The 23,350-nt window shown below is 68.5% G+C and carries 19 protein-coding genes; 2 read left to right on the top strand and 17 right to left on the bottom strand.

Annotated features, from left to right (window positions below):
• Positions 1-98: 98 nt before the first annotated feature.
• From H512_RS0107985 to H512_RS0108045, 13 genes are all read right to left on the bottom strand, one after another.
• Positions 99-725 carry a LysE family translocator gene (locus tag H512_RS0107985; RefSeq protein WP_026783007.1) on the bottom strand — a complete coding sequence of 209 codons (627 nt, stop codon included), beginning with the start codon at positions 723-725 and terminating at the stop codon, positions 99-101.
• 16 nt (positions 726-741) lie between these two features.
• Positions 742-1,200 carry a type II toxin-antitoxin system RatA family toxin gene (locus tag H512_RS0107990; protein WP_026783008.1) on the bottom strand — a complete coding sequence of 153 codons (459 nt, stop codon included), beginning with the start codon at positions 1,198-1,200 and terminating at the stop codon, positions 742-744.
• Positions 1,201-1,301: 101 nt separating this feature from the next.
• Positions 1,302-2,270, bottom strand: a complete 969-nt coding sequence (gene lipA, locus H512_RS0107995) for a lipoyl synthase (RefSeq protein WP_026783009.1) — start codon at positions 2,268-2,270, stop codon at positions 1,302-1,304.
• A gap of 525 nt (positions 2,271-2,795) precedes the next feature.
• Positions 2,796-4,211 (bottom strand): coiled-coil domain-containing protein, encoded by a 1,416-nt coding sequence (locus tag H512_RS0108000; RefSeq protein ID WP_026783010.1) that lies wholly within the window; start codon positions 4,209-4,211, stop codon positions 2,796-2,798.
• A gap of 18 nt (positions 4,212-4,229) precedes the next feature.
• The gene (locus tag H512_RS0108005; RefSeq protein ID WP_026783011.1) at positions 4,230-5,174 is read right to left on the bottom strand and encodes a DUF6384 family protein; all 945 of its coding nucleotides are present in this window, start codon (positions 5,172-5,174) and stop codon (positions 4,230-4,232) included.
• Positions 5,167-6,318, bottom strand: a complete 1,152-nt coding sequence (locus H512_RS0108010; protein ID WP_036790714.1) for a hypothetical protein — start codon at positions 6,316-6,318, stop codon at positions 5,167-5,169. Before H512_RS0108010 ends, H512_RS0108005 begins: the two co-directional genes overlap by 8 nt.
• A gap of 133 nt (positions 6,319-6,451) precedes the next feature.
• Positions 6,452-7,309, bottom strand: a complete 858-nt coding sequence (aroE, locus tag H512_RS0108015; RefSeq protein WP_026783013.1) for a shikimate dehydrogenase — start codon at positions 7,307-7,309, stop codon at positions 6,452-6,454.
• 135 nt (positions 7,310-7,444) lie between these two features.
• Complete coding sequence (locus H512_RS0108020) at positions 7,445-7,693, bottom strand: GlsB/YeaQ/YmgE family stress response membrane protein (RefSeq protein ID WP_026783014.1); 249 nt, start codon at positions 7,691-7,693, stop codon at positions 7,445-7,447.
• 177 nt (positions 7,694-7,870) lie between these two features.
• Positions 7,871-9,283 carry a dihydrolipoyl dehydrogenase gene (gene lpdA, locus H512_RS0108025; protein WP_026783015.1) on the bottom strand — a complete coding sequence of 471 codons (1,413 nt, stop codon included), beginning with the start codon at positions 9,281-9,283 and terminating at the stop codon, positions 7,871-7,873.
• Positions 9,284-9,393: 110 nt separating this feature from the next.
• Positions 9,394-10,764 carry a pyruvate dehydrogenase complex dihydrolipoamide acetyltransferase gene (locus H512_RS0108030; protein WP_026783016.1) on the bottom strand — a complete coding sequence of 457 codons (1,371 nt, stop codon included), beginning with the start codon at positions 10,762-10,764 and terminating at the stop codon, positions 9,394-9,396.
• An 11-nt stretch (positions 10,765-10,775) separates the two neighbouring features.
• Positions 10,776-12,191: a pyruvate dehydrogenase complex E1 component subunit beta gene (locus H512_RS0108035; protein WP_026783017.1), complete on the bottom strand. Its 1,416-nt coding sequence runs from the start codon at positions 12,189-12,191 to the stop codon at positions 10,776-10,778.
• A 21-nt stretch (positions 12,192-12,212) separates the two neighbouring features.
• Complete coding sequence (pdhA, locus tag H512_RS0108040) at positions 12,213-13,283, bottom strand: pyruvate dehydrogenase (acetyl-transferring) E1 component subunit alpha (protein ID WP_026783018.1); 1,071 nt, start codon at positions 13,281-13,283, stop codon at positions 12,213-12,215.
• Between the two features lie 160 nt (positions 13,284-13,443).
• Positions 13,444-13,782, bottom strand: a complete 339-nt coding sequence (locus tag H512_RS0108045; RefSeq protein ID WP_026783019.1) for an FtsB family cell division protein — start codon at positions 13,780-13,782, stop codon at positions 13,444-13,446.
• Between the two features lie 586 nt (positions 13,783-14,368).
• Here H512_RS0108045 and H512_RS27335 point away from each other — a divergent pair.
• A complete protein-coding gene (locus H512_RS27335) occupies positions 14,369-14,767 on the top strand; it encodes a DUF930 domain-containing protein (RefSeq protein WP_036790590.1) in 399 nt (132 codons plus the stop codon).
• A gap of 8 nt (positions 14,768-14,775) precedes the next feature.
• Here H512_RS27335 and ntrX read toward each other — a convergent pair whose 3' ends face one another.
• Both ntrX and H512_RS23110 read right to left on the bottom strand, forming a co-directional pair.
• On the bottom strand, positions 14,776-16,146 hold the full coding sequence (ntrX, locus tag H512_RS0108055; RefSeq protein ID WP_026783020.1) for a nitrogen assimilation response regulator NtrX: 1,371 nt from the start codon (positions 16,144-16,146) through the stop codon (positions 14,776-14,778).
• A gap of 114 nt (positions 16,147-16,260) precedes the next feature.
• Positions 16,261-18,504: a sensor histidine kinase NtrY-like gene (locus tag H512_RS23110; protein WP_210162671.1), complete on the bottom strand. Its 2,244-nt coding sequence runs from the start codon at positions 18,502-18,504 to the stop codon at positions 16,261-16,263.
• Between the two features lie 174 nt (positions 18,505-18,678).
• Between H512_RS23110 and H512_RS0108065 the strand changes: the two genes are divergently transcribed.
• A complete protein-coding gene (locus H512_RS0108065) occupies positions 18,679-19,686 on the top strand; it encodes a KpsF/GutQ family sugar-phosphate isomerase (protein ID WP_026783021.1) in 1,008 nt (335 codons plus the stop codon).
• Between the two features lie 52 nt (positions 19,687-19,738).
• On the opposite strand, the gene H512_RS0108070 is transcribed toward H512_RS0108065, so the two are convergent.
• On the bottom strand, positions 19,739-21,127 hold the full coding sequence (locus H512_RS0108070; RefSeq protein ID WP_084798366.1) for a cation diffusion facilitator family transporter: 1,389 nt from the start codon (positions 21,125-21,127) through the stop codon (positions 19,739-19,741).
• A gap of 85 nt (positions 21,128-21,212) precedes the next feature.
• Positions 21,213-23,285: a penicillin-binding protein 1C gene (pbpC, locus tag H512_RS0108075; RefSeq protein WP_026783023.1), complete on the bottom strand. Its 2,073-nt coding sequence runs from the start codon at positions 23,283-23,285 to the stop codon at positions 21,213-21,215.
• Between the last annotated feature and the right edge of the window lie 65 nt (positions 23,286-23,350).

Consider the following 23,350-nt stretch of genomic DNA (forward strand, 5'->3'; position numbering starts at 1 on the left):
CATGCGGCGGCTGGCCGCCTTTCGAGAACCGGAGCGGGAGCGGACGCGCAAGACGTCGGGTCTGACGGCCGCCCTCGTGGAATTTCCACACGGGTGCCTCAGCGGAGATGCGCCGTCAGCACCTTGAAGCCGGCGTAGCCGAAGGCGACGGCGAGCAGCCCGTCGCAGAGGCGCCGGACGCGGGCGAAGCCGCGCGCCACCCGTCCCGATGAAAACACCAGGGCATAGGTCAGGAAGATCAGCGTGCTCTGCAAGCCGACGGCGGCGATCACCACCAGCAGCGTCGCCGGCGGGGCATCCGGCGGCACGCCGATCGAATAGAGGGCGCCGAAGAACAGGATGGCCTTGGGATTGGTGAGGTGCAGCACCAGCCCGTTGCGATAGGCTTCGGCCGACGTCGGATCGCCGGCCGCCTTGAGGGGCGATGCCTGCGGCCGAAGGGCGCTCCACGCCGATCTCAGGGCGAGATAGAGGAGATAGGCGGCGCCGGCGTAGCGGATGACTTCGAGAATCCAGGTGTTGGCCAGCATGATCGCCCCGAGGCCGAGCGCCGCCGCCGACGACCAGGCGAGCGAGCCGGTCGCCACGCCCAGCGCCATGGCGACGCCGCGCCGCCGGCCGGCGCCCATCGACATCGAGGCGATGCCGAGCGTGGCCGGCCCCGGACTTCCGGTGGCGATGAAGGCGGCGGACAGGATGATCGGCAGGTCGACGGCAAGGCTCATGTCGGTCTCCCCGGATTCAGGCGCCCCTGCCGTAAAGTGCGTCGGCGCGGCTCTCGAAGGCTTCGGAGAACTTGCGGAACGCCTTGTCGAACATCGAGCCCATCAGCGCGCCGAGCATCCGGCTGCGAAACTCGTAGGAGATCCAGAAATGGACGTCGGCGCCGCCGTCGTCGCGCCGCTCGAATGTCCAGCGATTGTCGAGGAAGCGGAAGGGGCCGTCGACATACTCGACCTTGATGACGAGCGCCGGCCGGTCGAGCGTCACCATCGAGGTGAAGGTCTCGCGCACCGGCCCGTAGCCGGCGGTGAGGTCGGCGACCAGCACGTCGCGGCCGTCGACGTCGTTTCGCCGCTGCCGCACCACCAGCCGCTCGCAGAGCGGCACGAACTCGGGATAGCGCTCGACGTCGGCCACCAGATCGAACATGCGTTCCGGGCTGTGATTGACGTGGCGAACGGTCTCGAAATTCGGCATCGGCTCTACGGCATCCTGGCAGGCAAGGGGCGGCGCGGCCGCGTTGCGGCCGCTCTCCACGCTTTTTCAGACTTCGCGCCGAAAGGCAATGCCGCCGCCTCTCAGCTTCCCGCCTCGGCGAGCTTCCTGGCGCGGTTGGCCCTGAGCTTTTCGAAGTCCTCGCCGGCATGGTGCGACGAGCGGGTCAGCGGGCTCGACGACACCATCAGGAAGCCCTTGGTGTAGGCGACGGTCTCATAGGACTTGAACTCGTCCGGCGGCACGAAGCGGATGATCGGATGGTGCTTGGAGGTCGGCTGCAGATACTGGCCGATGGTCAGGAAATCGACGTCGGCCGAGCGCAGATCGTCCATCAGTTGCAGCACCTCGTTCCGCTCCTCGCCGAGGCCGACCATGATGCCGGACTTGGTGAAGATGGTCGGATCGAGTTCCTTCACCCGCTGCAACAGGCGGATCGAATGGAAGTAGCGGGCGCCGGGCCGGACGGTGAGATAGTTGGAGGGCACCGTTTCGAGATTGTGGTTGAAGACGTCGGGCTTGGCCGCCACCACCACCTCCAGCGCACCCTCCTTCCTCAGGAAGTCGGGCGTCAGCACCTCGATGGTGGTCGACGGCGAGCGGGCGCGGATGGCGGCGATCACCCGCGCGAAATGCTCCGCGCCGCCGTCCTTCAGGTCGTCGCGGTCGACCGAGGTGATGACGACGTGACGCAGCCCCAGCTTCTCGACGGCCAGGGCGACGTTCTCCGGCTCGGCCGGGTCGAGCGGCGCCGGCATGCCGGTCTTGACGTTGCAGAAGGCGCAGGCGCGGGTGCAGGTGTCGCCCATGATCATCATGGTGGCGTGCTTCTTCGACCAGCACTCGCCGATGTTGGGGCAGCCGGCCTCCTCGCAGACGGTGAAGAGGCCGTTCTCCTTCACGATGCCCTGCGTTTCCTTGTAGACCGGCGAGCCCGGCGCCTTGACGCGGATCCACTCCGGCTTGCGCTGGATCGGATTGTCGGGGCGGTTGACCTTCTCGGGATGGCGCGCCTTCGGCGCATTCTTCACGGTATCCAGGATGGTGACCATCGACCCAATCTTTCCTCTTGCCGGCCCCAACGAGCAGCCTGCCGGCCACTCCTAGCAAAATTACATAGGGGCGGCCATGCCGGCCCCATCACATCTGGCCTGCGCGCCGGTCATGCAGGCAGTTTCAATGCGAAGAAACCCCTTCCAAATCGGAATCAATTTGCAGGGGTACAGCGATATTTACGCGCACTATTGGCTTGTCGAAGGCCAGCGATCGCCTTCCCACATTCCTCGTGATCGCCCAAATAGCCAAAAATCAAGCCCGTTCTTTCCCAGACGCCAAATATATTCTTCATCTCGATCCACTAGTCCGCATCTTCTCCTATGCGACCTCCCTGGACTTGCTTCTCAAGGGCATCATAACCTGACACCATTACCTCTTCCGCTCCACAAGAGACTGTCGAAAGCAATAGGACTAACCCCGCATACTTCATCCTATTCACTCCCATGATATCGTCCTTCCAAACCCAAGCGGCTTGGAAGGACTAGACAGGCGCAGGTGTACATATCCGAAGAGTATGCCAGCTAGAAGCCGCCGCCGGTCCTGAAGCCGCCGCCGCCCGAACCGCCGCCGGTGCCGAAACCGCCGCCGCCCCCGCCGCCCCAGGAGCCGCCGCCGCCCCACGGGCCGCCGCCGAAGTCGCCGCGCCGCCGGGATTCGCCGCGGCGGTAGCCGTCGCGGAAGGCGCCTTCCAGCACCGCCGCCGTGATGGCGCCGGAGATGATGCCGCCGATCAGGTTGCCGATGGTGTCGCCGTTGGAGAAGCTGCCGTTCGGCCGGTCGTAGCCGCGCTCGCGGAAGGTGTCGCGCGAATGCTCCAGCTCCGACCGCTTGTTCGCCATGTCGATCGAGGTGCGGCGCAGTTCCTCCGCCTGGGCATCGACGCGCACCAGGTCGCCCTGGATCTGGCGCAGCCGCTTGACGATGCGGTCGTCCTCCGGCGTCGGCGTCGCCTCGGCGCGGCGGATCAGCTCGACCATGTCGGCGCGGGAGAACGTGCCGGCGAGGTCGTCGATCGCTCCGCGCACCGCCGGGTCGCCGTTGTCGTCGAGCGCCGCCGCTGTTTCCTTGTCGATGCTGTCGACGTCGGAGCGGACGCGGGCGATGTCGGTCTCCACCTTGCCGAGCGCCCGGTCGGCCTCGGCCACCGCCGCCTCCAGCGGCACGATGCCGTCGGCTTCGAGCGCCGCCCGCTCGTGCGCCTGACGCGCCGCGACGGCGGCCGCCACATCGGCCTTCAGCCGCTCGGCATGCTCGGCGAGACGCAGCGGAATCTCGGTCAGCATGAAATAGTTGACGCGCGCCGCCTCATAGCCGGCGAGCCGCGCCACCTTGCCGTCGAGATAGCGGGCGAGCGGCCCGGCGCGGTAGGCGGAGGTGCCGTAGCCGCGCCGCCAGAGATACATGAACAGCCGGTCGGCCTCGTAGGGCTTGCCCTTGACGGCGCGGTCCTCCTCGGCCTGCCGCCGCTTGTCCTCGGCGGCGGCGGCCGTGGTCTCGGCCGCCTCGACGGCGGCGGAAAGGCGCTGCCAGTCGGCTTCCGTCCCGAGCCGCGCCTCGACGGCGTCGGTCTTCGCCTCCACGGCGGCGATCGCCGCGTCGCGCGCCTTCACCGCCGCCGCGCGCTTGTCCTCCAGCTCGGCGAGCTTGTTCGAGGCGCCCTCGCGGCCGGCCTTCAGTTCGTCGAGCCGGTCGCGGCGCTTGTCGAGGGCGGCGCGGGCCCGCCGCTCGACGCTGTCGAGTTCGCCCACCACCTCGTCGCGGGCGATGGCGTCGAGCCGGAGACGGGCCAGCGCCCGGAAGGCGTCGGCCTGCTCGGCCCTGAGGCGGTCGCCCTCGGCCTTGGTGTCGCCCAGCATGGCGACGAGGCGGTCCTCGTCGCGCCGGACCCCGAGGATCGCCCGTTCGATATCGTTGAGCGCCTGCTGCGCGGAAATCATGTGCGTCCTCGAATTCGCTTACCAGCTGGTGATGGCGCCCGGCAGCACGTTCATCTCGTAGACCGGCTCCAGGCTGCCGCGCGGCTTCTCGCCGAGGACGTTGTCCTCGACGATGCCGTCGTCGCTCTTGTCGGCGGCCACCTTGTCGTAGGTCGCCTTGGGCACGCGGACGCCCCACTTGTCGACCGTCTTGACGGCGCCGTCCTCCTCGCTCTTGACCGGCCGCTTGAGGACGTCGCCGGACGGCGTCACCGCCTCGACGATCAGATAGTAATTGCGGGCCTGGGTGTTGACGTCGGGCACCCGGAAGACGCCGGTCCGCTCGCCCGGCCGCGACACGATGCGCAGCTCGTAGGTCTCGGCGAGCCTCGCCCGGAGATCGGCGAGCGCCGCCACCGCCGTGCGCGCCGCGCCGGCGTCGCCGGCGGCGATCGCCGCGCGGGCGGCGGCCACCCGCGCCGTGGCTTCCGCCTGGGCGTCGGAGGTCAGCGCCTCGGCGGCGAGCGCCTTTTCCGCCGCGTCGACGCTGGCCGGCAGCGTCTCGGTCATCTCGATCCGCGCCGTCTCGACGGCCCGCTCGGCGGAGGCCGTACGCCACCAGGCGACGCCGCCGAGCAGGGCGATGGCGAGAACCGCCGCCGCCGCCACCTTGCCGACCATGGCCCGCTCCACCCAGAGGAGCGCCATGGTGCGGTTGAACGACGGCGGAGCCGGGTCGTAGGTGAAGCGGCTTTCCTTCAGCGCCTTGATGCCGTCGTCGAGGATGCGGTCGGAGACCTTCAGCCCCTGCCCTTCGTAGAGCGCCCGGAGGCGCTCCTTCAGCGTCGCGTCGCGGCTGTCCTCGCCGAGCACCTTCTCGACCACGCCTTCCTGGTGACGGAGCGTGTCGACCACGTCCATCGCCAGCATCAGTTCGTCGAGCTTGGGGGCGGCGCCGCCGCCGCCCGCTGCGATGTCAGCCATTCAGCACCAGCGCGTTGCCCTGCTCGGCAAGGCGGGCGATCCGCCGCTTGCCGTCCTCGACGGCGGCGCGGATCTCCTCGGAGTTGCGGGTGGCGAGCGTCCGCATCTCGGCGATGATCTCGGTCGAGCGCTCCTGGTAGTTGACGACGCTGTCGACCAGCTTCTTCACCGCGTCGGCGCGCACCGTCGGGCCGTAGCCGGCCTTCAGCGCCTCCTCCTGCACCTTGCCGCCGATGTCGGCCAGCACTTCCAGCGACTTCGACACGCCGTCCTTCATGGCGTTCAGCGTCTGCGTCGATTCGTGCAGGCCGAAGATGCCGGTGAACGACGCCTTCAGCGCCGTCAGAACAGATTCGTTGGTGGTGAAGAAGGAGACCGACTGCTGGTAGACGCGCTCCTTGGCGGAGGTGGTCTGCATCAGCCGCGCCATGATCACCTCGGAGGTGTTGTAGCCGATGGTGAGGTTGTCGGCGAGGTCCTTGGCCACCTGGTAGCGGCCTTCCTCGTTCTGCATGACGCGGAGCTTCTCGTCGCGGATCAGCTCCAGCCTGGCCCGCTCGGCGGCCTCCGTGCCGGCGTAGCCGGCCACCGCCTGCGAGGCCGCGCCGAGGTCGTCCTTGGCGGCGGCGAGCTTCACCTCGGCCGCCTTCAGCACTTCGAGGGCGGCCACCTCGGCCTGCTTCAGGGCGCCGCGGAAGTCGCGATAGGCTTCGAGGATGACCTGCTCGCGCTCGATGTTGGCCTTGGTGTCCTTGGCCACCTCGATATAGGTGTCGCGGATGCCGTCGAAGCGGCTGGCGATGTCGCCGCGCGAGATCTTCATCCAGGCGTTGGTCGCCCGCTCGAACAGGTCGAGCTTGCCGTCGGAGATCTGGTCGACCATCGCCTTGGCGTCGTCGCGGATCGAGTTGAAGCCTTGGGTGATCTTCTCATAGCGCTCGCCGATCGACATCTCCGAGATCTGCTCGCGCACCACCTCGTTGAAGACGCTCATCTGGCTGAGCGTGCGGGTGATGACGGCGATCCGGTCGGGGTCGAGGTCGGTGATCTTCTCAAGAAGGCCGACGATCGGCGCCTCCTCGGTCCGGGTCGGCAGGAGGCCGAGGTCGCGCAACCCGCCCATCGCCTTGTCGAGATACTGCATGGGCGTCTTCACAATGTCGGTCGTGGTCAAAGGCGTCTCCCCCCAGTCACCGGAGCGCGGATGAACGTCCGCGGTGCGTCGCGGAAAATGTAGTATGCCCGCGCAAAGCCGCAAGCAGACGTTCAGCGAAAATTCACCCTGCGAACACCGCCTCCAGCGCGCCGCGCATCACCTTGGCGTCGGGCTCGCGGCCGGTCCACAGGCGGATGCCGACGACGCCCTGGTTGACCAGCATGCCGAGCCCGTCGAGCGTCCGGGCGCCGCGCGCCTCGGCCGCCTTCAGGAAGGCGGTATGGGGCGGATTGGGGATGACGTCGGCCACCACCATCCCCGGCCGGATTGAGGCGAAATCGACGGCCGGCCGGTCGTCGACGCCCGGGAACAGGCCGATCGACGTGGCGTTGATCAGCACGTCGGTGTCCGGGGGAATGGCGTAATCGCCCGTCCAGGGCACGAACAAGGTGTCGGCGGCGGTATTGGCGGCCACCAGCTGAACCACCGCCTTGCCGCGCGCCGCGTCGCGGTTGACGATGGTGATCGACGCCGCGCCGGCCAGTGCCGTCTCGACGGCCACCGCCCGCGACGCACCACCTGCGCCCAGCACCACGACGTGCTTGCCCTTCGGGTCGACCACCTCCCTGAGCGAGGCGAGGAAGCCCTTGCCGTCGGTGTTCTCGCCGATCAGCCGGCCGTCGTCGTTGATGACGCAGTTGACGGCGCCGATGATCTCGGCCGACGGCGCCAGTTCGTCGATGAAGTCGATCACCGCCACCTTGTGCGGCAGCGAGCAGTTGAAGCCGCGCCAGCCCATGGCGCGGGCGCCGCGCACGGCGTCGCCGAGGTCGGCCGGCGCCACGTCGCAATTGATGTAGCGGGCATCGAGGCCCATCGCCCGATAGGCCGCCTCGACCATGACGACCGTCGGATTCTCGGCGACCGGCGTCGCGAAACAACCGGTGAGAAGGCTGAGGAAATCGAGCTTGGCGGCCATCGCATCATCCTCCTCGGGGCGCGGGCCGGTGTGCCCGCCCTGGCTGAAGGCGATCTTACCCCAGCCAAGCCCTGTTGAAAATGCTAACCTTTTGGCGCCTTGACCAAAGAGACGCCGTTGGCGGCCATCGCCTCGTCATGTCACCAGCTTGGCCAGGAAGACGAAGATGATCGCGCCGATGGTGGCAACCACGACCTCGTGCAGGAAGGGATTGCCGATGGACAGCGTGATGCCCGTCCAATTCAGCACCAGCCCGCCGACGAACGAGCCGATCAGGCCGGAGACGAGGTAGCGGATCAGCCCGCCGCCGCCCGTCACGAAACTGGCCAGCCAGCCGGCGATCAGGCCGATGGCGCCCCAGACCAGAAAGGCATGTCCCTGCATCGGCGTGTCTCCCGCTAGAGCATCATGCTATCGAAGTGAAACAACGATCGAAAAGATGATGCTTCCAAAATAAGGCCAAGGAGCGCCGATCTGATCGAGGCGGATCGAACGGCGCTTCAGAAACAGTGAAGCCGGCGGGATCGCCGCCGGCCTCCGCGCCGAATCGCGATTGGCGTCTCAAATATGGATGGCCCGGCCATAGGCGGCAAGCACGCTCTCGTGCATGGTCTCGCTGACCGTCGGATGCGGGAACACCGTGTGCATCAGCTCCTCCTCGGTGGTTTCGAGCTGCATGGCGACGACGAAGCCCTGGATCATCTCCGTCACCTCGGCGCCGATCAGGTGGGCGCCGATGAGGCGGCCGGTCTTGGCGTCGAAGATGGTCTTGACGAGGCCGTCCGGCTCGCCGAGCGCCACCGCCTTGCCGTTGCCGATGAACGGGAAGCGGCCGATCTTCAGCTCGAAGCCGGCCTCCCTGGCCTTCTTCTCGGTGAGGCCGACCGACGCCACCTGCGGGTGGCAATAGGTGCAGCCGGGGATTTGCAGCTTGTCCATCGGATGGGGATGCTGGCCGGCGATCGCCTCGACGCACAGCGTGCCCTCGTGCTCGGCCTTGTGGGCGAGCATCGGCGGCCCGGCGACGTCGCCGATGGCGTAGATGCCCGGCACGTTGGTGCGGCCGAGCCCATCGGTGACGACGGTGCCGCGCTCGATCTTGACGCCCAGCGCCTCGAGGCCGAGGTTCTCGACGTTGCCGACCACGCCGACCGCCGAGATGACGCGATCGGCGACGATCTCCTGCTTCGATCCGTCCTTCAGCTCGACGGTGGCCGTCACCTCGTCGGCGCCCTTCTTCAGCGAGGCGACCTTGGCCTCCAAGAGGATCTTCATGCCGGCCTTCTCGAAGCGCTTCTTGGCAAGCTCGGCGATCTCGTGGTCTTCGACCGGCATCACCTGGCTCATGACCTCGACGACGGTCACCTCCGAGCCGAGCGCCCGGTAGAAGCTGGCGAACTCGATGCCGATGGCGCCCGAGCCGACCACCAGCAGCCGCTTGGGCAGCGCCTCCGGCACCATCGATTCGAAATAGGTCCAGACCAGCTTCTTGTCGGGCTCCAGGCCGGGCAGCATGCGCGGCCGGGCGCCGGTGGCGACGATGATGTGCTTGGCCTGATAGTCGCCGGCCGGCAGCCAGCCCTTGGGCGCGCCGTCCCTGGCCTTCACCGTCACCTTGCCGGGGGCGGCAATGGTCGCCTCGCCCCAGATCAGGTCGACCTTGTTCTTCTTGAGGAGGAAGCCGACGCCCTGGCTCATCTGCTGGGCGATGCCGCGCGACCGCTTGACGATGGCGGCGACGTCGGCCGTCGGCTTCTCGGCCTTCAGGCCGTAGTCGGCGGCATGCTCGATGTAGTGGAAGATTTCCGAGGAGCGCAGCAGCGCCTTGGCCGGAATGCAGCCCCAGTTGGGGCAGATGCCGCCGACGTAGGACCGCTCGACGACGCCGACCTTGAGGCCGAGCTGGGCGGCGCGGATGGCGGCGACATAGCCGCCGGGACCGGAGCCGATGATCAGGATGTCATACTGGGACATGGGTCTCTGCCTTCAACCTGGGTTCGACGCGGGCCGAGCCTCGCGCCGGAAGCAGGCGGCGCCGGTCCTGCCGGCGGCCGCCTCCCGAAACGCACGACGGATCAGCCCCGTCACACCAGCATCGACATCGGCTTCTCGACGAAGCCCTTGAACGCCCGGAGCAGTTCGGCACCGAGCGCGCCGTCGACGGCGCGGTGGTCGGTGGAGAGCGTGACGCTCATCACCGTGGCCACGGCAAGCTGGCCGCCCTTCACCACCGCCCGCTGCTCGCCGGCGCCGACGGCGAGGATCGTCGCGTGCGGCGGGTTGATGACGGCGGCGAAGTCCTTGACGCCGAACATGCCGAGGTTGCTGACCGAGGTGGTGCCGCCCTGGTATTCCTCCGGCTTCAGCTTGCGGTCCTTGGCGCGCTTGGCCAGATCCTTCACCTCGTTGGAAATCGCCGACAGCGTCTTCTCCTCGGCCCGCCGGACGATCGGCGTGATCAGGCCGCCGGGGATCGACACGGCGACGCCGACGTCGGCGTGCTTGTGCTTGAGCATGCCGCCGTCGGTCCAGGAGACGTGGGCGTCCGGCACCGCCTTCAGCGCCAGGGCGTAAGCCTTGATCACCATGTCGTTGACCGACACCTTGTAGGCCGGCTTGCCGTCGGTGGCCGGCGCGGCGTCGTTGATCTGCTGGCGCAGGGCGAGCAGCGCGTCGATCTCCACGTCGACGGTGACGTAGAAATGCGGCACCGTCTGCTTGGACTCGGTGAGCCGGCGGGCGATGGTCTTGCGCATGCCATCGTGCGGGATCAGCTCGTAGCTGTCGGGGTCGAACAGCTTCAGCGTCATCTCGTCGCTCGGACCGGCCGGCTTGGGTGCCGGCGCGGCGGCGGGAGCGGCCTGCTGATCGGGCGCCGGCTTCGGCGCCGCCTCGGCCGCCTCGACGTCGCGCAGGATGATGCGGCCCTTCGGCCCCGAGCCCTTGACCGACTTGAGGTCGAGCCCCTTCTCCTTGGCGACGCGGCGGGCCAGCGGGGAAGCGAAAATGCGTTCGCCCTCGCCTGCCTTCGGCGCCTCGGCCTTCGCCGGCTCCGCCTTGGGGGCCTCGGCCTTGGGCGCTTCCGCTTTCGGCGCTTCCGACTTCGGAGCTTCCTGCTTCGGGGCTTCCGCCTTCGGGGCTTCCTCCGCCTTCTTGGCCTCGGCCTTCGGAGCCGCGCCTTCGCCGGCCGCCGCGGCGGCTTCGACGTCCTCGCCCTCTTCGGCCAGGATGGCGATCACCGCGTTGACCGGCACGTCGGCGGCGCCCTCGGCCACCACCAGCTTGGCCACCGTGCCCTCGTCGACCGCCTCGACCTCCATGGTCGCCTTGTCGGTCTCGATCTCGGCGAGCACCATGCCGGATTTGACGGCGTCGCCCACCTTGACGTTCCACTTGGTCAGGTTGCCCGTCTCCATGGTCGGAGAGAGCGCCGGCATCAGGATCTTGATCGGCATTTCAGCTCTCCTCAGCGATAGGTGACGGCGCGTACCGCCTCGATCACCTCGCCGACGTTCGGCAGGGCGAGCTTTTCGAGGTTGGCGGCGTAGGGCATCGGCACGTCCTTGCCGGTGATGCGGCCGACCGGCGCGTCGAGATAGTCGAAGGCATTGGCCTGGATCTGGTAGGCGATCTCCGAGCCCACCGAACCCTGCGGCCAGCCCTCCTCCACCGTCACGCAGCGGCCGGTCTTCTTCACCGAGTTGATCACCGTCTCGATGTCCATCGGCCGGATGGTCCTGAGGTCGATCACCTCGGCGTCGATGCCCATGCCGGCCAGTTCCTCGGCCGCCTTGACGGCATAGGTCATGCCCATGCCGAAGGAGACGATGGTGACGTCCTTGCCGGCCTTGTGGATGCGCGCCTTGCCGATCGGCAGCACGTAGTCGTCGAGCTTCGGCACGTCGAAGTGATGGCCGTAGAGGATTTCGTTTTCGAGGAAGATCACCGGGTTGGGATCGCGGATCGCCGCCTTCAAGAGGCCCTTGGCGTCGGCCGCCGTATAGGGCATCACCACCTTGAGGCCGGGGATCATGCCGTACCAGGCGGCGTAATCCTGGCTGTGCTGGGCGCCGACGCGGGCGGCGGCGCCGTTGGGGCCGCGGAAGACGATCGGACAGCCCATCTGGCCGCCGGACATGTAGAGCGTCTTGGCCGCCGAGTTGATGATCTGGTCGATCGCCTGCATGGCGAAGTTGAAGGTCATGAACTCGACGATCGGCCGGAGGCCGGCGAAGGCGGCGCCGACGCCGATGCCGGCGAAGCCGTGCTCGGTGATCGGCGTGTCGATGACGCGCCGGGCGCCGAACTCGTCGAGCAGCCCCTGCGAGATCTTGTAGGCGCCCTGATACTCGGCGACTTCCTCGCCCATCAGGAACACATTGTCGTCGCGGCGCATCTCCTCGGCCATCGCCTCGCGCAGCGCCTCGCGCACCGTCTTGCTCTCGAAAGCCGTGCCCTCGGGAATGTCGGGATCGGCCTCGGCCTTGACGGCCGGCGCCGCCGGCACGGTGCTCGACGCCTGCGCCACCGGCTTCGGCTTGTCGGCCGGCGCCGCCTCGGCGGCGGCCTTCGGTACCTCGCCCGGTTCCTCCTTGGCGGCGGCCGCCGGGTCCTTGGCCGGCTTCTCGGCCGCCGTCTCGCCTTCCTCGCCGACGCGGGCGATGACGGCGTTCACCTTGACGCCCTCGGTGCCGTCGGGCACCAGGATTTCCAGGAGCTTGCCCTCGTCGACGGCTTCGATCTCCATCGTCGCCTTGTCGGTCTCGATCTCGGCGATCACGTCGCCGGACTTCACGTCATCGCCCACCTTCTTCAGCCATTTGGTGAGCGTGCCCTCTTCCATGGTCGGCGACAGCGCCGGCATCAGGATGTCGATAGCCATTTTCAAAACCTCTCGGCGCTGTCAGCGAAGGATGTCGGTCCAAAGTTCGGACGGGTCCGGCTCGGCGTCGGCCGAGGCGAAGTCGGCCGCCTCGGTGACGACGGCGCGCACCTGCTTGTCGATCTCCTTGAGATCGTCCTCGCTGGCCCAGCCCTTCTCGACGAGGCGTTTCCTGACCTGCTCGATCGGATCGCGCTCGTCGCGCATCTTCTGCACTTCGTCCTTGCTGCGGTACTTGGCCGGGTCGGACATCGAATGGCCGCGATAGCGATAGGTCTGCATCTCCAGGATATAGGGACCGTTGCCGGAGCGCGCCCATTCGACGGCCCGGTCGGCCGCCGCCTTGACGGCGCGGACGTCCATGCCGTCCACCTGCTCGCCGCGGATGTTGAAGCTCTCGCCGCGCTTGGCGAAGTCGGTCTGCGCCGACGAGCGGCTGACCGAGGTGCCCATGGCATAGCGATTGTTCTCGATGACGAAGATCACCGGCAGCTTCCAGAGTTCGGCCATGTTGAAGGTCTCGTAGACCTGGCCCTGGTTGGCGGCGCCGTCGCCGAAATAGACCACCGACACGTTGTCGGTGCCGCGATACTTGTCGGCGAAGGCGAGGCCGGCGCCGATCGGCACCTGGGCGCCGACGATGCCGTGACCGCCGAAGAACTGCTTCTCGCGGCTGAACATGTGCATCGAGCCGCCCTTGCCGCGCGAGTAGCCGCCCTGGCGGCCGGTCAGCTCGGCCATGACGCCCTTGGGGTCCATGCCGCAGGCCAGCATGTGGCCGTGGTCACGATAGGAAGTGGTAACCTGGTCCTCGCCGTCGCGCAGCGCCTTCTGGATGCCGACGACCACCGCCTCCTGGCCGATGTAGAGGTGGCAGAAGCCACCGATCAGCCCCATGCCGTAGAGCTGGCCGGCCTTCTCCTCGAAGCGGCGGATCAGCAGCATGTCGTGGTAGGCCTTGAGTTCGTCGTCCTTGTCGAACTCGGCCACCTGGTAGTTGACGGCGGGATTGGCGGACTTGCCGGACTTCTGCGTCCTGGAGGGCGCGGCCGAAGCGCGGCTGCGCTTCTCGGTCGCCGGTCGAACAGCCATTATGCGTTCCTCCCCGATCGGGATTATTTCGTAGAGGCGCCGACGGAACCCCTTTCCTCCGAGCAAGTCAAGGTTTCCTCCGCATGTCAATCATGCGAAAGCCGCATCGCTGGACGGGGGATTAACTAAATTCAAGTTAATTCAAAAAAATAAAGTCAAGTCAATTGCTTTTGGCCTGCGCCAGCTTGTCGAAATCCATGATCACCACTTCGTTGGGATTGACCACGGACAGCTGGACGCGGGCGCGTTCGTCGACCATGTCCTGATCGAGGCTGGCCGGGCGCAGCAGCTTGACGCGCGCTTCCAGCGCCGTCTTCTCGGCATTGAGGCGGGCAAGCTCGGCGTCGAGTTCCTGGGTGCGGCTCTCGAAACGGGCACGGCCGACCATGCCGTATTCGCCGTTGACGGCGTGATAGCCGAAATAGCCGAGGAACACCGCCGTCACGGCGGGGAGGATCAGGCGGCGGAGCCACGACGGACGATATTGGCGGGTGATCATACGCAACGAACTCACGCGGATGCAGCGGAAACGTCCTGTTGCCGCGCCGTCTACACTGGACCAACGTGGTAAAGGGAGGGTGAACGGCCGCCTCAGCGGCGCGAGACGCCCCCCCCGGCGCCGCGCAATAGATAAAAGGTGGCAATCCGCGAAACCGGCCCCGATCACGACATTGTGTCAGGACAGTCGCTGCCGCGAGGGGCGGCAGGAGCCGTCAAACCGCCACGAAAACCGGCGATGGATGCGAGGAAGGGGAGGATCGGGGGAGGATTAAGGGGTGAGGCTTGCGCTGACATGGCCACGGCCGGCAACGGCACTGTCGGTGATCGGTCACGCGCTCTTCCTTGCCCTCCTCACCATCGAGGCGCCGCGCCGCATCGTCGTCCTGCGGCCGCCGGCCGCGGTCGAGGTGGTCATGGTTGCCCCGCCGGCAAGCCGACCGGTTCCGCCTGCCGTCGGTCCCTCCCCGATGGCGGCTCCCTCTCCGGTCGCCAACTCCAGCCCGGCGGCGCCCGCTCGGCCCGAGGCCACTCACCAACCTTCGGCTCCGGCCGTTCGAGCACCCCGTTCGCCAGCCGGCGCACGCGTGACCGCAACCGAGTATTTTGCCAGCACCGTGCTCGACGATCCCCGCAACAGGAAGACCCGGCAGAAGCTCGCCGCGCTGGGCAGCGACGAACGGCTGATCCAGCTTTGCAACATTGAGGCGATGGAGCAGCTCAAGCGCTGGAAGGCCGGCTTCGTCGCCGATCATGTCGTGGCTTATGCGACGGCCGATCCGTCGCTGACGGCAACGTCGATCGAGGCGCCCGGCGCCGCCGTCCACGCCGGCGGACAATGGTACCGGCTGTCGTTCACCTGCACCGCGACGGCCGACTTCGACCGCGTCGCCGCCTTCGCCTTCACGCTCGGCCGGCCCATCCCCCACGAGCAATGGGAACAGGACAATCTCCCCGAGCAGGTGGACGGCGACCCGACGGACTGAGGTCCAGGTCAGCCGGCGATGGCGAGGCTTTTCAGCTTGCGGTGCAGCGCCGAGCGCTCCATGCCGACGAACTCGGCGGTGCGCGAGATGTTGCCGCCGAAGCGGTTGAGCTGGGCCTTGAGATACTCCCGCTCGAAGATCTCGCGCGCTTCCCTGAGCGGCAGCGCCATCAGGTGCTCGCCGCCGGAATTGGACGGCAGCGACGGCAGCATGGTGCCGATCTCCGACGGCAGAAGGTCGGCGGTGATCACCGCTTCCGGGTCGCCGCGCGTCAGGATCATCAGCCGCTCGACGTTGTTCCTGAGCTGGCGGAGGTTGCCCGGCCAGTCGTGCGATTGCAGCACCGCCATGGCGTCCTCGCCGATGCGCCGCACCGGCAGGCCGGTGGCCCGGGAGATCTGGTGCATCATCTGCTCGATCAGGAAGGGAATGTCCTCGCGCCGCTCCGAAAGGCCCGGCACGCGCACCGGCACCACGGCGAGGCGGTGGAACAGATCCTCGCGGAAATGCCCCTCGGCGATCTCGCGTTCAAGGTCGCGCGCCGTCGACGACACATAGCGCACGTCGACATGCACCTTCTGCGTGCCGCCGACCCGCTCGAAGGCCTGCTCGACCAGCACGCGCACCATGCGGTTCTGCATCTCACGCGGCATGTCGCCGATCTCGTCGAGATAGAGCGTGCCGCCGTGCGCCTCCTCGAGCGCGCCGACCTTGCGCTTGCCGTCGTCGTCGGATTCGCTGCCGAACAGCTCGATCTCCATCCGCTCCGGCGGGAAGGCCGAAGCGGTCAGCACCACGAACGGGCCGGCCGACCGGTGCGAGCGCTCGTGAATGGCGCGCGCCACCGATTCCTTGCCCGAGCCCGACGGCCCGGAGATCAGCACGCGGCTGTTGGTGGGGGCAACGCGGTCGATGGTGTTGCGGAGCTGATTGACCACCGACGAGCCGCCGACGACGCCTTCCTGGCGGTCGGAGCGGATCTGCAGGTCGCGGATCTCGCGCTTGAGGCGCGACGATTCCAGCGCCCGCTCGGCGATCAGCACCAGCCGGTCGGCCTTGAACGGCTTCTCGATATAGTCGTAGGCGCCGCGCTTGATGGCCGAGACGGCCGTCTCCACGTTGCCGTGACCGGAGATCATCACCACGGGCACGTCGGGGTTGCTACCCTTGATCTCGTCGAGCAGTTGCAGGCCGTCCATGCGGCTGCCCTGCAGCCAGATGTCGAGGAAGATCAGCTGCGGCCGCCGCTCCGAAATGGCCTGAAGCGCGCGATCGCAGTCGCCGGCCGTGCGCGTGCCATGCCCCTCGTCCTCCAGGATGCCCGCCACGAGGTCCCGGATATCGGCTTCGTCGTCAACGATCAGAATGTCGGTCGCCATCGTTACCTGCGTGTCCGTTCCGCCGCCGCGCGGCCGTTTCCTTTGGTCGCCTGTTTCGGCAGTAACATAAATGTCACACGACCTGAAGCCTTGTCGACCGCAAACTGCCGACAATCAACCGGACCGGTGCGGATCGACCGGCAGGCTGATCCTGACCAGCGCCCCGTGCCCGCCCTCGGCGACCGTCGGCGAATCAAGCAGATCGATGCTGCCGCCATGCTCTTCGACAATCTTGCGAACGATGGCGAGACCAAGGCCGGTGCCCTTTTCCCGCGTCGTCATGTAGGGTTCGAGCAACTGATGCCGCTCGGCGTCGGGCAGGCCGATGCCGGTGTCCACCACCTCGATGACGTTGAAGCCACCGTCCTTGCGCCCGTAGACGTCGACGCGCGCGCCCGCCCTGCCGCTTTCCGGCAGCCCCTCGATCGCCTCGACGGCATTCTTGACGAGGTTGGTCACCGCCTGGCTGACCAGCCGTTGATCGAAGCGGCCGGTCAGCGGCGCGTCGGGAAGATGCGCCTCGAAGGTGATCTCCGGATGGCCGACGCCCAGCAGGAACACCGCTTCGCGCACGCATTCGCCGAGGTCGCGCTCCTCGAACGAGGGCTTCGGCATGCGCGCGAACTGCGAGAATTCGTCGACCATGCGGCCGATGTCGCCGACCTGCCGCACGATGGTATCGACGCATTGGTCGAACACCCGCCGGTCGTCGTCGGCCACCAGCTTGCCGAAGCGGCGGCGGATGCGCTCGGCGCTGAGCTGGATCGGCGTCAGCGGGTTCTTGATCTCGTGGGCGATGCGGCGGGCGACGTCGGCCCAGGCCGAGGTGCGCTGCGCCGACACCAGTTCGGAGATGTCGTCGAGCGTCACCACATAGCCGTGCTCGCGGTCGGGCGAGCGGTCGGGCGTCACGCGCACCGACACCGTGCTCTTGCGGCCGCCGCGCGTCAGATCGATGGTCGCCTGGTGCGACCGGGCCTGATCCTCGTCGCGCAGGGCGACCGCCAGGAGATGGGAGAGTTCCGGCACCTCCTCGACCAGCAGCCGGCCGACGAAGCCGAACAGCTCGACATCGAGCAGCGACAGCGCCGAGGCGTTGGCGATGGTGACGTGGCCGTCGTTGGAAATGCCGACCACGCCGGCCGACACGCCCGACAGCACCGCCTCGGTGAAGCGCCGCCGCCGTTCCGCTTCCTCCGAGGCGGAGATCAGCTCCTGCCGCTGGCTCCTCAGCTCCACGGTCATCTTGTTGAAGGAGGCGCCGAGGCTGGAGATGTCGTCGGAGGTGTTGCCGACCGGCACGGCGGCGGAGAGGTCGCCGTGCGCCACCCGGTCGGCGGCGCCGATCAGATGGCGGATGGGCGCCACCAGGCGGTTGGCGAACGACAGGCCGATCCACATGGCGCCGAGCAGGAACACCACCGACATGCCGCCGAAGATCATGGCGAAGCCGATCTGCACGTCGGAACGGTTGTTCTCCAGCTCGCGATACTCCATGGCGCTGTCGCGGGCGAGCTGGAGGTTGTCGAGCACCTGCTTGTCGAGCAGGCGGACGATGTAGAGATAGGTCTCGTCGTAGGTCCTGAGCTTCAGAAGCCCGCCCACCTGGTTGGACTGGCCGGGCTGCAGCAGCACCGCCGCCCCCTTGCGCGCCTCTTCGATCGCCGTTGGCGGCGGCATCACCGTCGTGACGGAGGGATCGATGTCGGTCCTGAGGATGACGTTGGCGTTCTTGTCGAGCAGGTAGGCGCTTTGCAGCCCATGTAGCGAAGCCTGCAGCCGCATCAGCGTCTCGAAACGGGTCGGCTCGTAATCGTAGAGCGGCTTGGCCGCGTCGAGCGAGGTGGCGATGCTGATCAGGTCGGAGCGCAGCACGCGGGCGTGCTCCTGCATGTAGGCGCTGGCGACCGTCAGCACGTTGTCGACCACCTGCCGCGTTCGCGCTTCGAACCAGTGGTCGAAGCCCTGGTTGAGCGACAGCGTGAAGGCCATCGCCACCATCACCGCCGGCAGGGCGGCGATGAAGGCGAACAGCGCCACCACGCGCAGATGCAGCCGGGCCGCCGCCCGCCCCTCGATCCACGCCCGGCCGAGCTTCCATACCTCCTGCCCGACCATGAACAGGATGGCGAGCAGCAAGAGGCCGTCGATCACCAGCGTGCCGCGGATGACGTCGGTGGTGGGCGGCACCGGCAGCAGGTTGGAGATCAGCGCGAAGGTGCCGAGCGAGAACAGCGTCGCCACCGCCACCAGCACCAGACCGGTGAGGCGCCGTCCCCGTCCCTCGGCGTAGACGTCCTTCATGGCCATCGGCTGCGGCGCCGCGCCGGCCTCTCCCATGCTCAACTCCGCCGCCATCGCTTCTCTCCGTTTCGCCTGTCAGCCCTCTATCACGATTGCGGCTTCTTGACGAAAGCCGCGTCGAAAAGCCCCGCTCCGGCCCATAACCCGCCGTCGCCGACGATGCGGCTTTACATCCCGCTCCATTGGACTAACAAGGCATCCAGCCAACAACCTCGGACCGACGCCGACATGACCGACAACGAGCTTCCGAAGACCGCGCTCGACGCGGCGCTGCATGCCATCGAAATCACCCGGACTGGCGTCGCCGCCCTGGAAGAGGCGGCAATGGGCGGTCCGCTCGGCCTGGCGATCGACCGGGCCATCGACATCATCGCCGGCGGCAAGGGCCGGCTGATCGTCACCGGCATCGGCAAGAGCGGCCACATCGCCCGCAAGCTCGCCGCCACCTTCTCCTCCACCGGCACCGCCGCCTACTACGTTCATCCCACCGAGGCCGGCCACGGCGATCTCGGCATGGTCGACGGCAGCGACGTCATCATGGCGCTGTCCTGGTCGGGCGAGACCACCGAGCTGGCGGTGGTGCTGGCCTTCGCCAAGCGCTTCGACGTGCCGGTGATCGCGCTGACCGCCGGCGCCGAATCGACGCTGGCCGCCGCCGCCGACGTCGCTCTCATGCTGCCGCGGGTGCGCGAAGCCTGTCCGCACAATCTGGCGCCGACCACCTCGACGGTGCTGCAACTGGCCATCGGCGACGCCATCGCCATGGGCGTGATGGTCAAGAAGGGCTTTTCGGAGGCCGACTTCCACATCGTCCATCCGGGCGGCAAGCTCGGCTCGCAGCTCCGCCGCGTCTCCGAGATCATGCACGGCGAGCAACTGCCGCTGATCGGCGAACAGGGCCGGATGACCGACGCCATCCTGGCGATCAGCTCCGGCGGCTTCGGCGTGGTCGGCGTCACGGATAGCGAGGGCCGCCTTGCCGGCGTGGTCACCGACGGCGACCTCCGCCGCTTCGTCCATTCCGGTATCGGCCCGCGCCTGAGCCAGGAGAAGCTGGAGACGCCGGTGACCGAGGTGATGACGCGCAAGCCGGTCACCGTGGCGCCGGAGCTGTTCGCCGCCGAGGCGCTCGACCTGCTTCAGAACCGCAAGATTTCCGTGCTGTTCGTCGTCGAAAACGGCAAGCCGATCGGCATCCTGCACACCCTCGACCTGCTGCGCATCGGCGTCGCCTGAGGGGGCCCTGCATCGGGATGAACCGCCCGCCGGCAACGCAGCGTGCTACCCATCACTGCCTGACCGGCTCGGGATGGCTGACGATGCGGCGGATCTCCGGGAAGGCAGCCCTTGCTTCCCGCTCCACCGCGTCGGCCCGCCGATGCACCTCGGCGGCGGCCAGCGTCGCCGGGAAGCGGCAATGGAAAGCCACGAACACGCCGCCGTCCGCCCCGACGTCGATCTCGCGGGCGCGCACGTTGTGGATGTCGCAGACGCCGTTGCGCTCCGCCGCCGCGCGCAGCGTCGCGGCATAGGCGGCCACCCGGCTGTCCGGTAGCCGCTCGCCCGGAATGAGGTCGGGATAGAGCGGTTCGAGATGCGTCTCCACCTCGATCTCGGCGCCGATCTCGGCGCGGATCGCCGCCTCCAGCCGGCTCGCCACCTCGTGCGCCTCGCCGAGCGGCATGCTGCCATCCACCTCGCAGTCGAGCGACACCGACAGCCGGCCGCCGAACTGCGGGCCGAGGTGCTGAATCGTGATGTGATGAACCGGAATGCGCTCGCGCGAGGCGGCGAGGAACACCCGCTCCCGGAGGCTCTCGTCGTCGATCGGCACCGGCTTCAGGCTGACCGTCGATTCGACGTCGCTGAGTTCGGCGGCGATTGCCGCCACCATCGATCGCTTGACGGCGGCCGTCTCGTCGAAGCTGAAGGTGCGCGGCACGCCGGCCGAGACGTCGACGAAATGCCGCGGGCCGACCGTCCTCACCCGGATCTGTTCGACGTCCACCACGCCCGGCAGGTCCGTCAGCAGCCGGCGCAGCGTGCGGGCGATAGTCGGCGACACCTTGTCGGTCAGCTCGTCGGCGGTGCGGCGGATCATCCGGAGGCCCAGCCAGCCGATGAACACGGCGATCGCCGCCGCCGTCACCGGGTCGGCCCAGTCGGCGCCGTAGAGGGTCGCCACGAAGCCGACGATGACGATGACCGACGAGGCGACGTCGGAGAGGAAATGCAGGGCATCGGCGGCCAGCGCCCGGCTGCCGGTCTCGACGGCCGCCTTGTGGAGTGCCCGGGCACGCCAGAGGTTGATGGCGATCTCGACGCCCAGCACCGCGAAGGCGAACGGCGGCACCGACGGCGGCGGCGCGGCGGCGGCGAAGCGGGTCCAGGCCTCCATGGCGACGCCGCCGGCCAGCACCAGGAGCAGCGTTCCCTCGCCGAGCGCCGCGAGGTCCTCGAACTTGCCGTGACCGTAGGGGTGATCGTCGTCGGCTGGCCGGTCGGCGAAGCGCACCGCCAGGAAGGTGACCAGCGTGGCGATGGCGTCGGTGCCCGAATGCAGCGCGTCGGTGATGAGGGCCAGCGAGCCGATCATCAAGCCGATGATCAGCTTGGCGGCCGTAAGGCCGACGCTGGCGACCAGCGACACCAGCGCCACCCGTTCCTTCCTGGTCATGGTCGTTCCGCCTTCCATGGACTACCGAGACGGGCATGCCCTTCCCCCGGCCAAAAGGCAAGCGCCGCCGGTGCCCCGCCGCGCGTCATTCCACGAAAACGGTGACGCGGTCGGCCCGGCCCTCGCCGTCCACCACCGACAGCGTCACGAAGCCGGCGCCCGTCGGGAAATAGCTGAACTGCCGCGCCCAAGGTTCGCGCGCCACCGGCGCGCCGTCGGCGAACCAGGTGAACGGCCCCTTGCCGTTGCGCACCTTCAGCGCCAGCGGCTGCGGCGCGCCGGCCCGGAAGCCGAGGTCGACGCGGGCGCCGGTCGGCGGATAAGCGATCTCCGGCCCGGCGTCGCGCTGCGCCACGGCCGCCCGCGCGCCGCGCAGCCGTTGCAGCGGCGGCGGCAGTTCCGCGTTCGACGCCCGGAGCAAGCCCGGCGGATCGGGCGGCAGCCGCGTCGTGCCGCCGGCCCGGACGAAGCTGTCGGCGAGGATCGGCACGGCGACGTCGACGCCCATCAGGCCGGGCAACGGCGCGCCGTCCGGCCGCCCCACCCAGACGCCGACCACGTAACGGCCGTCATAGCCCATGGCCCAGGCATCGCGGTAGCCGTAGGAGGTGCCGGTCTTGACGGCGACGCGCACGTCGCCCCTCACGGCAGCCAGCGGCCCGGCCAGAATGCCGGTGACATAGGCGGCGGCACGCTCATCCATCAGCGGCTTGGGCGGTTCGGCCGGGCCGACGGCGTCGGCACGCTCGCGCAGCGCGATCGGCCGGCCGCCGCGGGCGAGCGCCGTGTAGAGCGTGGTGAGGTCGTTGAGCGTCAGCCCGACGCCGCCGAGGCCGACCGCGAGGTTGGCCGGCGCCATGTCCGGCAGCCGGGCCTCGACGCCGGCCCGGCGGAAGCGCGAGATCAGCCGCGCCGGGCCGACCAGCTCCAGCGTCTGGATGGCCGGCACGTTGAGGCTGTCCGACAGCGCCTGCCGCACCGTCACCGTGCCGCGGAAGGTCTTGTCGAAGTTGTTGGGGGTGTAGCCGGCGAAGGCGGTCGGCCGGTCCTCGACCAGCGTCTCGGGATGGGCGATGCCGGCCTCGAAGGCGAGGCCGTAGATGAACGGCTTCAGCGTCGAGCCGGGCGAGCGCACGGCCCGCGTCATGTCGACGTAGCCGGACCGTCGCGCGTCGAACAGGCCGGCCGAGCCGACCGACGCCAGCACGTCGCCGCTCGCCTCCTCGGCCACCATGATCGCCACCGAGACGTTCGGGCCGATGGCGCTCGCCCGCTCGGCGGCAAGGCTTTCCAGCGAGGCTTGCAGCTTGCCGTCGATGGAGAGGCGGATGTCGCCCGCCTTCGGCGCCGACGCCACCGCCCGGTCGGCCGCCTGCGCGGCGAGAATCGGAAAGTCGCGCCGCCGGGTCGGCACCGGCTCGGCGATCGCCGCCTCGGCGTCGGCGCGCGCAAGGACGCCGGCTTCGGCGGCGCGCAGCAGTATCCTGTCCCGCGCCGCCTTGGCGGCCACCGGGTCGCGGTCGGGCCGTCGCGCTTCTGGCGCCTGCGGCAGGGCGACGAGGAAAGCCGCCTCGGCCGGCGTCAGGCGCGCCGGCTCCTTGCCGAACCAGGCGAGCGAAGCCGAGCGCACGCCTTCGAGGTTGCCGCCGAACGGCGCGAGGCCGAGATAGGCGGCGAGGATGTCGTCCTTGCCGGCGAAGCGTTCGAGCGCCAGCGCCTTGACGATCTGGCCGAACTTGCCGCTCGGAGAGCGCGTGTGCAGCCGTTCCGACAGACGCACCACCTGCATGGTCAGCGTCGAGCCGCCGGAGACGATGCGGCCGTGGGTGAGAAGCTGCCAGCCGGCCCTGAGCAGCGCTTGCGGGTCGACGCCGTCGTGCTCGCGGAACCGCCGGTCCTCGGTGGCGATCAGCAGCCTGACGTAGGACGGATCGACGCGCGCCGGATCGACCGGCAATCGCCATAGCCCGTTGCCGACCGTATAGGCACGCAGGATGTCGCCGTTGCGGCCGGTCACCACCTGCGACGTCGGCGCGAACAGATCGACCGGCGGCGTCGCATCGACCAGCGCCCGGACCTGCACCACGGCGACCGCGCCGGCGGCGGCAAGGCTCAGGACCAGTGCGACGGAAGCGATCAGCAGGTGGCGTTTCTTCAAGGTGCCCTCCCCGCCGCGACTATAGAGCAAGGCGGCGGGACTGGCGACCATCGCCGCCTGTCGGC

This window comes from Pleomorphomonas koreensis DSM 23070, assembly GCF_000425185.1.
GTDB classification, from domain to species: Bacteria; Pseudomonadota; Alphaproteobacteria; order Rhizobiales; family Pleomorphomonadaceae; genus Pleomorphomonas; species Pleomorphomonas koreensis.